The 13,867-nt window shown below is 64.6% G+C and carries 8 protein-coding genes; 3 read left to right on the top strand and 5 right to left on the bottom strand.

Annotation, left to right across the window (positions count from 1 at the left end; genetic code table 11):
• Window positions 1-267: 267 nt before the first annotated feature.
• From JSV65_06700 to JSV65_06690, 3 genes are read right to left on the bottom strand one after another with little or no spacing between them, the layout of a single operon-like run.
• Window positions 268-2,838: a hypothetical protein gene (locus tag JSV65_06700; GenBank protein UCH36037.1), complete on the bottom strand. Its 2,571-nt coding sequence runs from the start codon at window positions 2,836-2,838 to the stop codon at window positions 268-270.
• A gap of 4 nt (window positions 2,839-2,842) precedes the next feature.
• Window positions 2,843-3,913 (bottom strand): hypothetical protein, encoded by a 1,071-nt coding sequence (locus JSV65_06695; GenBank protein UCH36036.1) that lies wholly within the window; start codon window positions 3,911-3,913, stop codon window positions 2,843-2,845.
• A gap of 45 nt (window positions 3,914-3,958) precedes the next feature.
• A complete protein-coding gene (locus JSV65_06690) occupies window positions 3,959-5,365 on the bottom strand; it encodes an MBOAT family protein (GenBank protein ID UCH36035.1) in 1,407 nt (468 codons plus the stop codon).
• A 706-nt stretch (window positions 5,366-6,071) separates the two neighbouring features.
• On the opposite strand from JSV65_06690, the gene JSV65_06685 reads away from it, so the two are divergent.
• The 3 genes from JSV65_06685 (at window position 6,072) to JSV65_06675 (ending at window position 11,194) form a co-directional block, all read left to right on the top strand.
• Window positions 6,072-7,457: a sulfatase gene (locus tag JSV65_06685; protein ID UCH36034.1), complete on the top strand. Its 1,386-nt coding sequence runs from the start codon at window positions 6,072-6,074 to the stop codon at window positions 7,455-7,457.
• A 106-nt stretch (window positions 7,458-7,563) separates the two neighbouring features.
• Window positions 7,564-8,937, top strand: coding sequence for a sulfatase (locus JSV65_06680; protein ID UCH36033.1), 1,374 nt, complete (start codon window positions 7,564-7,566; stop codon window positions 8,935-8,937).
• Between the two features lie 385 nt (window positions 8,938-9,322).
• Window positions 9,323-11,194, top strand: coding sequence for a hypothetical protein (locus JSV65_06675; GenBank protein ID UCH36032.1), 1,872 nt, complete (start codon window positions 9,323-9,325; stop codon window positions 11,192-11,194).
• Window positions 11,195-11,351: 157 nt separating this feature from the next.
• Here JSV65_06675 and JSV65_06670 read toward each other — a convergent pair whose 3' ends face one another.
• Both JSV65_06670 and argG read right to left on the bottom strand, forming a co-directional pair.
• Window positions 11,352-12,704: a hypothetical protein gene (locus JSV65_06670; GenBank protein UCH36031.1), complete on the bottom strand. Its 1,353-nt coding sequence runs from the start codon at window positions 12,702-12,704 to the stop codon at window positions 11,352-11,354.
• A 74-nt stretch (window positions 12,705-12,778) separates the two neighbouring features.
• On the bottom strand, window positions 12,779-13,867 hold a 1,089-nt coding region (argG, locus tag JSV65_06665), incomplete at its 5' end, for an argininosuccinate synthase (GenBank protein UCH36030.1).

Here is a 13,867-nt window from a genome sequence, read left to right as displayed (position 1 = left end):
GCCCCGCTCGCGCCATATCCCAGAAGCGCCAAGCTGATGACGACGTACGCAAAATGATACCATAGGGTGAAGGAGAACAGACGCGTGAGCGCGATCTGCAGCATCAGGATGGCGGCAGACGTCAGAAACACCCCGGGGTAAATAGCCGCCGAACGTGACCTGGTCATAGCAATGCACCCGCTCCTCAGCCGGATCATTGACAACCTCCTCGAACGCCGCTCACCACGAGCCCGCCGGCCCACGATGTGCGCGTCTGCGTGCCGCCACTCACCCCTCCGCCACGGAAGAGCGAAGCGCAGCCTGCTGCGTGTCCGCCACAGCATGTGCCGCGCGCCCGCGCCGGTGTGCCACGTAGAGGGCGATGACGCCGATGACGTAGATCCCCAACGCGTACACCCCCACCATCCGAAACCCCACCGTCATCGCCAGCATCACCGCCAGAATGGCCGCCACCACCGATGTCGAAGCATTGATGCCCCACGCCCACGGCACGAACTGCGGCGCCACGTCGTTCACCACTCGAATCCCGGTCGGGAAGAACATCCCCATCACGAAGCCTAGCGGCGCGATCATCAGCACCGCCACCATGATTCGCAGCCATAGCGCATAGCCTAGGAAAGCGCCGAAGACCGCGCCGCCGAACGCCAGATACAATCCGCCCACGACGAGCAGCCCGCCCAGTGCCCACAGCAGCGACTGCTCCGCGCGCGTGATCAGCCGCTGGCTGGTCAGACTACCCACCCCCGACGCGACCAGCAGCGCGCTCAAAACCACGGTTAGCGAGTAGGTCGGATAGCCCAGGAAGAGCACGAACCTCTGGATGAAGCTGATCTCGATGAACATGAAACCGAAGCCGAGGGCGGCGAAGTACACCGTCAGACCGCCCGCCGCCGGCGAGCGAATCCCGCGCCTGCGGAACAGCGCCAGTGGGCCAAGGATGAACGCAAGCGCACCTGCCAGCGCCACCCCAAGTAGCGGAATCATAACCAGCTGCCCGCTGGCCACAGCGTGTCTTGCTCTATAGTGGTGCAGTGGATCGAACACGCGCAGCCATTTGAAGTACGGCCACACGAAGGGGCGGTCATCCGTGGGCGGATCCCGCCGAAGCGCGCTCGAGAGCATGGACTGCGCACGAGCCCGGGGCGACGTGCGGAGATACCGCGAAAGTTCGTTGTCCAAGCGATGATAGGGAAGATGAACCTGCACGAATCTCTGCCGTTTGCAGTAGTCCCTGAGCAGCGCCGTCTCTGCGCGCGTAAACGGGCGCGGGCGCACGACGTAGGTCATCAGGCCTTTAGCGTAGATGACGGCGATGCAATCCTGCGGCCGCTTCACCCCGCGCCTGCGGAGAGCCTCCAGCGCCGCGCCTGCTCGCAGGATGCTCGTCTTGAACCTGATGTCTTCAGTCTCCGGCGGCGGGTTGAGATGCAGTTGGCAGTATACGCCCCCCTCGCGTAGATGGGCCAGGTAGTCCCCGATCGCCTCGACCGTGAACAGGTAGTTCTCGAAGAGCACACTGGCGCCGATGCTGGCGGCGGTGAGGCTGTCCACCTGGTTCATCTCGATCAGGTCGTACCTGCGTTTGCTCTGGCGCACGAAGGAGCGCCCCTCGCCGACGACAAAGCGCACCCCGGGTTGTTCAGCAAGGTAGCCGCTGTAGTCGGCAAGGGAATGGGTGACCAACCGCACCGTGAGTGGGTCGAGGTCCAGTGCAGTAGTACTGCGCGCGCGGTGGCACAGCGCGGCATGCACTTCCCGCCCGCCACCCGCGCCGATAATCAGCACATCGGGCTGGGGTCCAAGCAGCGCGTACGGCAGCGACACCGCGTGGTTCATGAAGAAGCGGTTGAGCCAGGCGCGATCACCCCCCGCGTAGATCATGGCATTGGCGTCCCCGTCATGCGGGATGCTGATGTGCGCCAGCGGCGGTTCACCGTAATCGTCGCTCGAACCCGCCTGCCGCGCCCGCGCGGCCCCTGCCGAGTCACCGGTATGTTCGAGCACATCTACCCGGAATACAGCCCCCCAGCGAGTCAGATCGGGCAAGATCCGCCATTTGCCTGACGCCTCAGCGAGGGGTGTCTGCTCGGCCTCGCTGAGATCGCCGGCGGGAGGCGAAAGGTGTGCCAAGCCTAGCTGTAGGGCCATGCATTTCTCGACGCTAGGGCGGAATTGAATACTTCGCCAGAATGGTCCGCCGCCGACAACCAGGAGAACGACCAGCGTCAGCGGTGCCGCGGCGAGTGCCGGTCGCCACCACCATGCCCAGCATGCCGCAGCTCCCGCCATGAGCCCAGCAGCTGCAATAACGACCCCAGGCGTCTCAAGCCGCCAGATGGCGCTCACGACGAGCGCCGCTCCGAGCCCTGCGCCCATTAGGTCGGCACAGTAGACCCGGGTCACTCGCTCCGAGGCTGCGGCCATCGCTCCGGCGATGCACACGCCGGCAAGGAAGAATGGTATTCCTGCCGCCGCGTAGTACGCCGCGAGGTACCACCACTGCGCCGGCTGCCGGAACAATTGAAGGGGGTAGAACGGCGTATGCGCGTACACCAGTAGACCTGCCGGAATCGCCACCGCGCACCCCGTCGCGCAGGCAAAAAGCGTCCGCGGGAGGTTGCCCCGCAGAATGCCGGGGAACGCCGATAGGAGCGCCCCGCTGGCGCCGTATCCCAGCAGCGCCACGCTGATGACCACGTACGCGAAGTGGTACCACAGCGTGAAAGAGAACAGCCGCGTCAGCGCGACCTGAAGCATCAGCACGCCGGCGGAAGTCAGGAATACCGCCGGATAGATTGCTGATGTGCGCGGTTTGCCTATCGCGCCTCGATGCTGCATCCGCCTACGGTTCTCCGGCCTGCAACCCCTCCGCTGGCGCGCGGCCTCCGTTGACCTGAGCGATGCGCTCGCTGCCAGTCTCGGACGCGAGTTCGCGGTTGATGCGCTCCGCGATCTCGCGGCTGAACTCCACGGCGCTCTCCGGGGATAGGTGTGCGGATGCATCGTACCCGAACCGCACCGAGTCCTGAGGCGTCAAGTAGTCGAAGTAAGGCACGTCGGTGCGGCTGACGATATCCGCCATGGCGGCGTGGAACAGCACCAGCGGGGCTTTCGACCGGTCCGCGGACGCGCGCCACCCGGTGCCGGCCTCGATGCCCGGCGGAGGCAGCGCCCCCGCTCCCAGCTTCAGCAAGCCTCGTTCCACCGGCGGTGCCACGACGACGACGCGTGTGCCGCGGGCTTTGGCCTCGCGGATCAGTTGCTCGAGGCAGCGGGTTTGGAAGGAGTCAATGCGATAGTCCCGGTACCAGTCCCAGTACATGGGCAACCACCGGCCGCCTCGTTCCTCACGGCGGATCACGAGAAGCGTCTGCTCGCGTCTCATAAGGAGATTTCCGATCGTCCGGCGCCTGGCATAGAACGGAAACGCGCGAAACGTCAGCAAGGTGGCAGCGTCGTCGTATTGCCCCGACCAGGCCAGCCATGACGCGGCGCGAGCGTCGTAGAGATACCTCACAGAATAGTCGCGGCCAGGACTCCTGGCCGTCAGATCAATGTCGGCCGCGCCGAGCAGAAGGAGTTGCGGACCCGAGTCGCGGCGCGACTGCGTCGCCTGCCGCCAAAGCCACAGTGCGCCCGGCGGAATGCCGCCGAAGACCGCGAGGTTGACGACGTGAGGTGAGCGCGCTCCCATCCCGGGAAGGCGCAGATGCCGGGCCAACTCGTCAGCCCTGAGGCCGAACTGGATGCGGGAGTCGCCTAGGAGCAGGACGTCGGCGCGGCGCGCCTCGCCGTGCGCTCTCTGGATCGCTGTGCGGTACACCCGCTCCGTGCTGTGCCAGTACGCCAACGGCACGGGCAGGCGCCCGACCTGGCCCAGGCCCACAACCACCAGCGCCGAAGCCAGGATCACTCGCCGCCTGGTTGTCGAACCATACGAGTTCATCCCAAGTCAGACCTAGAACTGGAAATAGACGAACTCATTCCCAGTTGCACCGTACAGCATGATCCCTGCCGCCGCGGCCCCGTAGAGTAATGGCACGACCCAGGGGGGATAACCCCGTAGCGTCGGGTCCCATCTGCGCGAGAAGGCGAGGCCGTGACCGATGACGGCCACCAGGAAAGTCCCCCACATATGCACGCCCCAAGGAGCCGCTGTGGCGGGCGCCGCGCCTGGCACGAACATGTGCCTCAGCATAGTAAAGACGTCCGCCATGCCTTGCGCTCGGAACGGAATCCCGCTCAGCGACAAAAGTTCGAAGGTGACAAGCACCGCGATCACCCGCCGCCAGCCCGTGAGGTCCGTCAGCCGCCGGCGCCCGAAGATCCTGCGCTCCAACACGAGATAGACGCCGTTCATCATCCCGAACAGCACGAAGGTCCAGCTCGCCCCGTGCCAGAGGCCGATGAGAGACCACGTGACGAACAAGTTCAGATCGGCCCGGGCTGCTCCCCGACGGGAGCCGCCCAGGGGAAGGTAGATGTAGTCGCGCGCCCATGAGGACAAGGTGATGTGCCAGCGCTGCCACAAGTCCCGGATTCCTGTCGCGAGCAGGGGCAAGGTGAAATTGAGCGGCAAGCGGTACCCGAACAGATACCCGAGCCCACGGGCAATGTCGGTGTAGCCGGAGAAATCGAAGTACATCTGCATTATGAAGCCCCAGTGCGCAAACCACGCCTCGCTCATGCTCGCCCCAGCGGGATCGGCCCATACCCGGTTGATGAACACCGCCAGATTGTCCGCCAGTAGCATCTTCTTAATCAGGCCCATCAGGATGAGATTGCATCCCATGCTGAACGCGGGCCACTGGAATCTTTGGTGCCGCTCGACCTGGGGCAGGAACTGGCCCGAGCGCACGATCGGCCCGGCGACAAGTTGGGGGAAGAACGTCACGTAGAGGGCGAAGTTGAGCCAGTCGCGCGTCGGCTCGCGCGCCCCGCGGTAGACGTCGAGGCTGTAGCTCATGGTCTGGAAGGTGTAGAACGAGATGCCGAGCGGCAATACGATGTTATACGGTTGTGGCTGGAAGGCGACGCCAACTGCGCGCACCAGCACCTGGAAGTTGGCCATGAAGAAGTTGGCATACTTGAAGAAGCCAAGTACGCCGAGGTTGCCCACCACGCTCATCAGGAGCAGCGCTCTACGCCGCCGAGGACTCTCCGTGCGCGCCATGCCCAGCCCGACGTTGTAGTCGAGCACGGTAGAAAAAAGGAGAAGCAGTACAAACGGCGGGTTCCACGACATGTAGAAGACGTAGCTGGCGAGGATGAGGAAGATGGTGCGCGGGCGCCCCTGCGGCAGGAGCCGAAAGATGAAGTAGACGATCACCAAGAACCAGAGGAAGGTTGGGGAGTTGAAGAGCATCAGGTCAATTCTGGCGGCGCCCGCTCTGACGCGTGCCCGGGCGCACTGCCGTCACGGCGCGATGGTGATTTCTCCCGATAACGCTGCGGACGTCGCGCGCCCAGCGCGCGTCATTCGTGCGCGCACGCTTTCGCGGCTCGACTCCATTCGTTAGCCTGCGGTCGTCAGCTGGTAGCCCCTCGCGCTGGACGTCCCACCGAGTCGACGCGAGGACCGCCATCGGCCACCGGCCGCTGCGCGTCTGCTGCAGGGCGCGCATTAACGATATCTCCCGCGAGACCATCTCATCGACACAATTCGGGCGCGCGTCGGCTGACGCGATTCCGGGGCCATTGCCACCCGATATGATACGGCATGGAAGCGACACCTACCTTCTTGCGGCGAATCGGCGGGGCCGCCTCGCGGCTTGTCTTGACCGGGTCGTGGCGGCGATGTTATAGTCCTTACAGTCCTTGCGCAGCCGACGCAGCCCGACGGTACAGCAGCTCAATCGTCATCCGGAACTCTACTCCTGCCGCCGGCTCGGTACACAGATTGGCAGGTCTAGCTCGGTGCTTCGCACACATAAGCCGGTACTTCCTGAGCGCTGTGTTCGCGCCAGATCATCTCCTACTCCGCAGGGAAAGCTCCACTCGAGCCCGCGTGCGGCTCGGTCGCTGGTCACCCGTCGCGAGACGGCCATTATGGCTACCAGGAAAGATGCAGCATGAGGAAATGGGTGATACCGATCGGGGTTGTGGCGCTCGTGGCAGCGGCGCTGCTCATACTTGGCGGCCGCGTGCGGCGCGACCGGTTCGGCAACGCCCCTGAGCGATTCATCCTCATCGTGATTGACTCGCTCCGCGCGGATCACGTCGGATGCTACGGGTCGAGCAAGGATCTGACTCCGAACATCGACGCCTTCGCCGCAGGAGGAGTGCGTTTTGCAGACGCGTTCTCGGTCGCTCCGCATACCTTCGGTTCCAATTCGGGGCTCTTCACCGGGCGGTACCCACACGAGGTGAGAGCCCTGCGCGGCATGCGACTGGCCAACGAGGCCGTGACGCTTGCCGAGTGTTTCGCCGCCCAGGGGTATGAGACGGCCGCCTTCTCGTCTCATTTCATCATCAGTCGGCAGTGCAACTTCAACCAGGGATTCAAGTGGCTGCTGCAGCAGGATCGGCAGGACGATGCCATGGTCGAGCGTTGCCGCCGTTGGCTCGCGCGACACCGCGATGACAGGTACTTCGTGCTGCTGTACCTGTGGGACCCGCATCTGCCCTATCGCGCGAAGGATCTCAGCCCCGAGCTGCAGGCCAAGTGTGCCAAAGTGCGCGCCAGCGTGGCCAAGGGATGGCCCCCGCTCGCGCCCGATATCAGACGCCCCAAGCTCACCCCGAACCCGTCGAATGACGCGGAGTGCTCGCCGTTGGAGGTGGAAGTCCTTCACGAGTTGTACGACGGGGCAGTGCGCCAGGCAGACCAGCGTGTGGGCCGCGTGCTGGAGGCGATCGGCGCGGCGCCGCGAACAGTTGTCGCGCTTCTATCGGACCACGGCGAAGAATTCCTTGACCACGGGGGCCTGCGTCACAAACTCACCCTGTACCGCGAACTGCTCCACGTCCCGTTCATCATCCGCGCCCCCAGAGAGACGCAGCGCGTCACCGACACGCCGGTCAGCAACCTCGACCTGATGCCAACGCTCCTCGCTCTCGCCGGGATACCTCAGCCCGGCGGCGTCAAGGGACAGCCCGTGTTCGACGATTTCGGGCCGCGGCCTGTGTTCGCAGAAGCGGGATACTCGCTGGAGTCGGAGATCTACCGCTACTGCGTTCGCCTCGATGCCGGCGCCCTGATCTATTCGGTAAAGGATCTGCCTAGGGAGCCGCCCATACCGGCAGGCGGTATGTGGGAATACTACGACCTGAGGCGCGACCCCAGGCAACAGGCGCCAGGCACCCTGGAATCGGCACCAGCGCACTTGCGCTGTCTGTTGACGCGCTACCGCGCCGACACTGCACGGAGGCTCGAGCCGTACCTGAAGCAACAGCCCGAACTGCCTGACAGGCAGACGCTGGAGAAACTGCGCACGCTGGGCTACGTCGGCGACTGACGGCTGTTGCCGCGTCGCCGGTTTGGCTTGACCCACATGATTGCTCCAGTTCCTACACGCGCATCGTCGCCGCAGGCAGCGCGTGATCTTGTATAATGACCGTGGCATGAAGCGACTCTGGTTGGTGATATGCCTGGCGGTGCTGGCAATAGCGGCGCTTGCGCTGTGGTTATCGCGCGCCGCCTCACAGTCCAGCCCGGAGCGATTCATCATTATCGTGGTGGATTCGCTGCGCGCCGATCACGTCGGCTCGTACGGGTCCGAGAAAGGCCTGACCCCCAATATCGACGCTTTTGCGGCGACGGCGACGCAGTTCGACAATGCGTATTCCGCGGCGCCTTACACGTTCGCTTCGAACGCCGCCCTCCTGACCGGCAAGTACCCGCACGAGGTGCGAGGCCGCAGCCCGGGGCGCGTGGCTGATGAGGCCATAACGCTTGCGGAATACTTTCGCGCCGCCGGCTATGCCACCGCAGCATTTTCCGCCCACTTCATAATCACCCGCGAGTGCAACTTCCAGCAAGGCTTTGAGGCGTTCATGCACGCCGACCGCCAGGACGACGCGATGCTCAAGCGCTGCTGCAACTGGCTGTCACGGCACAAGGGGGACAGGTACTTCGTGTTCATGTACCTGTGGGACCCACATCTGCCCTATCGGTCGAAGGACATCACCCCCGAGCTGAAGGCGAAATTCGACAGCGTCAGGCCCAGGGCACGCAACGGCGACCCGCCGCTTGGCCTCGACATCAGGCGCCCTAAGATCACGCCACATCCGTCCAGCGACAAGGAGTGCTCGCGCCTCGAAGTAGAGGTGCTGCATGAGCTGTACGATGGAGCCATCCGGCAGGCCGACCGGCGCGTGGGACGCATCCTGCGGGAGATCGAGGACGACGCCGGTACCGTGGTCGCGGTTGTCTCCGATCACGGCGAGGAGTGGCTGGATCACGACGGCCTCCGCCACATGCTGACACTCTACCGCGAATTGCTTCATGTTCCATGCATCGTACGAGTGCCCGGCGAGGCGCCGCGGAAGGTCGCCACGCCCATGAGCAACATTGATCTCACGCCGACCCTTCTTCGGCTCGCGGGGATAACTGTGCCGACGGGACTCAGAGGCCGCCCAGTGATAGGCGACTTCGAAGCTCGTCCTATCTTCAGCGAGTGCGGTTACATCAGGAGCTTCAGCATTCACCGCTACGGCGTCAGGATGGGAGATGAGACGCTCATCTACTCGGTCAAGGATCTCCTGGCGGAACCGCCCATCCCCGAAGCAGGGGTCTGGGAGCGCTATGATCTGGCGCGCGACCCGGACCAGCGTAAACCGCTGCCAATTGACGCGGACTCCGAGCTGCATCGAACACTGCGCGACTACTGCGAGGAGACGCAGGACAGGTTGGAACCGTACCGGCGCATCCAGATGCAGTCGCTGAGTAAAGACCTGCTGGAGAAGCTGCGGGCACTTGGATACACCGCTGAGTAGCGGGGCCTTAGGCCGGTCGGCTGGCCGAACTCGGTCATCCCATCGAGGTCCCTGTTTTATCGGAATGACTCGTGGGCTTCGGTGCTCATCTCAAGAACCTCGTCCGCAAGAAAGTTTGGTGCAGCGAGGGCCGCGCTCAGGAAAGGCACCCCTGGCGCCTTGCACCATCAGCGGCCCTCCGCTAATGCCACACACTCCAAATCCCGGCGCCGCCCAGAGGCGACGCAGCTTTGGGGATGACGCCGAATGCTCGCTCCCACGGTCCCGCGCGGACACGGTTGCGACAGCGGCAGCTTGCTCTCCCGCCGGGCAGTGAGATAGCCCCGTGGGCGATCGCTCGGTACGCGAGACGCAGACCTCCAGTTCAAGCGCAGGCGTGCGCGGGGTGACACCGCGCGCCCTGGCCATCGCCCTTGCGCTGTGCGTGCTGCTCAACTTCCTCGGCGCGCGCAGTTACATCATGGTGAACCGCTACAACGGCTTCACCGATCACTTCAACACCATCGGCGTCATTTTTCTCCTCTTTGCTGTGACGTTGGCCAGCGCGCTGCTCGGCCGGGCGCGCAGGAGGTGGGGGCTCGGGCCAGGGGAACTGGTCGTCATCTACTCGGCCCTCATGGTCGCGTGCACCGTTCCCACCATGGGGTTCGGTGGGTACATCTTCGGCATCACGACCGGCCCGATCTACTTCGCGACTCCCGAGAATCGCTGGTCGCAGCTTCTCGTGCCGCTGATACCCGGCTGGGCCGCGCCGCACCAGGCTTCGGCGGTTCGATGGGTCTACGAGGGCATGCCCGCCGGCGTGTCTATCCCCTGGGACGTCTGGCTGCGGCCGCTGCTCTGGTGGGGGCTGTTCGCGTGCGCGTTCTTCTTGGTCAGCATCGCGCTCATGGTTCTCATGCGCCCGCAGTGGGTCGAGAATGAGCGGCTGACGTATCCGTTGACGACGGTGCCTCTGGGGCTGGCACAGTCCGTCCAGGGGGCGGGCCTGCTGCGCAGTGCGCCGATGTGGGCGGGATTCGGACTGGCCTGCTTTCTTCAGCTCTATAACTGGCTGCCGAGTGCGGTGTCCGCGCTCAGCGCGCTGCCCGGAATACCGCTCGGCAAGACGGTCACGTTCCCGAACCTCGGCTTCGACATGGTCTTCTCCGTGCAGCCCTTGGTCGTCGGCATCACGTATCTCATCAACCTCGACGTATCCCTGAGCATTTGGGTCTTCTACCTCGTGACCCAATTCGAGCATTGGTCGCTCGGTCGGATCGGCCTGGGCGACACGGGTCCTGGCGAGCCGCATGCCGCAGGAGGCTCGGCCTTGGCCAGCCAGCAGGTGGGCGCATTGCTCGTCCTGGCAGTGGCTTCGCTGTGGATGGCGCGGCGGTTTCTGCGCCGACGGTTGACTGACGCGTGGAACGGCGGCCAGGGTGGGGGAGAGGTGTTGTCACAGAGGGGGATGCTCATCGCGGGCGGTATCGGGCTGGCTTACATGATCGGCTTCCTGGCCCGCACCGGCATGCCGCTCTATATGGTGCTGCCGTATCTCACGCTGGCTCTGCTCGTCTTCTTCGGCACGACGCGCATCTTGGCGCAGACGGGCGTGGGTCGCTTGCGCGCGCCGGTATCGCCGGGGCCGATGATGGTCAACCTGACCGGCACCGACGCCTTCGGTGCGCGCGGGCTCGCCGCCCTCGGGCTCACGTTCGTCTGGGCGGGCGACATTCAGCTTTTCGTCATGGGCACCGGGTCACATGCCCTCAAGACGATTGACGACGTCCGCCTGCGGCCCCGGCCGGTGTTCTGGGTCATGGCCGGCGCACTAGTGGTCAGTCTGCTGACGACATTCATCGTGTATCTCAAGGTGGGCCATGACCACGGCTGGCTGGGAGGATATGTCTGGTACTTCCAGATGTCGCCGCGACAGCACTGGGGATGGGTGGCGGATTGCCTGACCAATCCGCGGCCGCCGCAGTGGACATCAGCGGGCTTCATGGCGCTCGGCGGCGCGGGGGCTGGCTTGCTGTCCCTGGCGCATCTACGGTTCGTCGGCTGGCCGCTCCATCCCGTCGGCCTGGCGATTTCACAGATCAACACCGTGTACTGGGACTGGTCCTCGATCCTCCTGGCGTGGCTCAGCAAGGGCTTGATCCTGCGCTTCTGGGGGTTCGCGGGTTACCGCCGGTCGCTGCCGTTCTTCCTCGGTCTGATCCTGGGAAGCTGCGTCGGATCCGGCATCACCGTGCTCGTTGATTCGTTCCGGTGAACTGAAAACGCTGCTCTGTCTCTTCGCCGTGCCTGCTCGATCGACTGCCTGACGATGGCGCCGCTGGTAACGAGTTGATCCGCGAGTGGATGGACGAACGGAGGTAGCCGTGCGGACAGGGGCGCATCCCGGCCCCCTCGTCGCGGACAAGTCGGCCTCAGGCGTCCTGAGCTTTCTCGCGCTCTTGGGCCAGGCAGGTGTAATACTCGCGATCGAAGCGCGCGAACTCCTCGGGGTATCGAAACCAGCCGATCTTGTGCGTCCACAGAACCTGCGTCTGTCGCCAGATCCGCGCGTGGTGTCGCAGCGCCGCCTTGATATGCTCGGTTGTCGGCGGCACGTCATGGTACCCGTCCAAACCCATGGACCCGTAGTAGCACCAGACACCGACCGCGTTGCTGATCTGATATTGGCTCACGACGTAGCGCAGGAAGTCGCCCTCGTTCAGCGCGCCCCGGCCCGCTTCGCCGCTCAGGATGAAATCGGTGTACGCATAGACAAACGGGCAGTAGACCTCAGGCTTTCCGTATGGCTCGGAGCTGGAGTGGAGGTAGAGGATGCGGTCGCCGAGCAGCGCCCGCGCTCCGCGGATCATCTCGTAGGCTGCGCGGAAATCGTCGCGATGTCCAACCCAGCCGTCGAAGTAGAGGCCGTCCACGTGGTACTCATCCAGCACGCGGTTCATCTCGCCGAGCAGATCGGGCGCGTTCGAGTAGTACGGACTGAGGTAGGGGACGAACTTCATTCCCAGGCCCTGTGCGAGATCGCGCTGCCGCGCAAAGGTGCCGGGATCGGCCGGGACGTGGCGGGCCGACGCCCACGGTATTGGGTGCTTGTAGTCCGAGCCGGGAGGGTTCTCGCACCACTCCGGCGCATCCGCCGCCCACTGCGCGTGGGTTACGAATACCTGGCAGTGCTTCGCCGCTTCGCGGACGACGTCATCGCCGAAAGGCGGCGCGTCATGCTCGATGGACTGCGCGTACCTCGCTTCGTCGCGCGGGCGGGGCGGGCAGATCGCCACCCATAACTCGTCCCATCGCATGACATGACTGCGTAGTTCCCACGCTGCGCCGTCCATACCTTCAGCTTCCGTCGGCCGCGCCGGGATCCCGTAGAACCCGCACCCGCCGCGGTCATCGAGAATCAACCAGTTTCCCTTGGCCTCCTGCGCGTAGTGCGGCCGGAAACCGCCACGGAAGCCGAGCCGCAGCGGCTGCTGCGGCGCGAAGCGGAGGACCGAGTCCCCCTGCACCGTCAGCCGGAGGCCGTCGGAAACCAGGACGCAGCGAAACGGCGTCCGCGTCTCCAAGCGCCATGGAGCGAGATGCGGGGGCAACGTGCAATGCAAGAGTTCCCGTTGCGCGCCGATGCGCTGGTGAACGGCAAGCTCCCCGGCTTTGGTCAGAGTCACGCGCGCGCCTGGGCTCAGGACCTCGAAGCCGCCGGCGTCAACCCCAACCGACTCGACCGCCATGCCCATCAACGCCCGGTCGTCGACGCTCAGGGACACGATCACCCTCCGACGGCCTGCGGCGCCATCCGACTGCTCGCAGCCTGCTCGGCCACGTGACTGCCGTGGGTTGCCTACCCGCTCTCGTCCATCACGCGCTGGCGCTTGGCGATGATCTCGAACGGCAGGCCGCGCACCTTTGCCGCGTTCGCGCACCAGCGCTGGTCGAACCCGCGGGCCTTGATCGAGCGAATCTCCGGCGAGAACAGCGATGTCGCCGATTCCCGCGCCGCGATCTCGATGTTGCCCTTGTACAGCTTGACGCGGAACCGGCCGTTAACCACGTCCTGAGTTTCCGCGATGAACGCGTCCAGCGCGCGCTTCAGTGGCAGGTACCACTCGCCGTGATACGTCATGTACGCCCACTTGGCGTCAATCATCTTCTTGAACTGAATCTCGTCCTTGAGCAGGCACTGCTGCTCGAGGTCGCGGTGCAGTTTGAGGATGATATGAGCGGCCGGCGCCTCGTAGATCTCACGGCTCTTGAGATCCATGATGCCGTCCTCGAACATGTCAATCCGGCCGATGGCATGGTGGCCGCCGACCTCGTTGAGCGCGGGTATCAATTCGCCCAGAGGCATTTCTTTCCCATCGAGCGCGACCGGCAGCCCCGCACGGAACTCGATCTCCACCATGCCCGGCTCGTCAGGCGCATCCTCGGGCGGCACGTACCACAGCCAGATGTCGCGCGGCAACTCCTGGTTGAGGTCAATCGCCCCCGACGCAATGGAGCGGCACCACATCGTCTTGTCGTCGCCGCCGGTGATCGTCTCGGTCACCGGCACGCCCCACTCGCGGCACAGCACTTCCTCTTCCGCGCGCGTCAGGTCGAAGTCGCGTACCGGCACGAGCACCTCGAGTTCCGGGGCGAACATCTTGAACACGTTGTGCATGCGGTACTGGTCATTGCCCTTGCCGGTGGAGCCCTCCATGACCGCGTCGCACCCGCGCGCCCTGGCCTCTTGCGCCACGATGCGCGCGACGAGCTGTCGCGTCATGGACGTAGAGACCGGATAACCGTTGTAATCCGAGTTGGCGCGGATCGCTTTGCTCAGCCACTCCTCGGTGAACTCCTCGCGCGCGTCAATCATGATCGGCTCCACCCGGAGAACCTTCGCCTTCTCCTTGCTGACGCGCACCTCTTCCTCGCCCTGGCCGACGTC

The organism is Armatimonadota bacterium, assembly GCA_020354555.1.
In the GTDB taxonomy this organism is placed as follows: domain Bacteria; phylum Armatimonadota; class Hebobacteria.
This window is presented reverse-complemented; position numbering and strand designations above follow the sequence as displayed.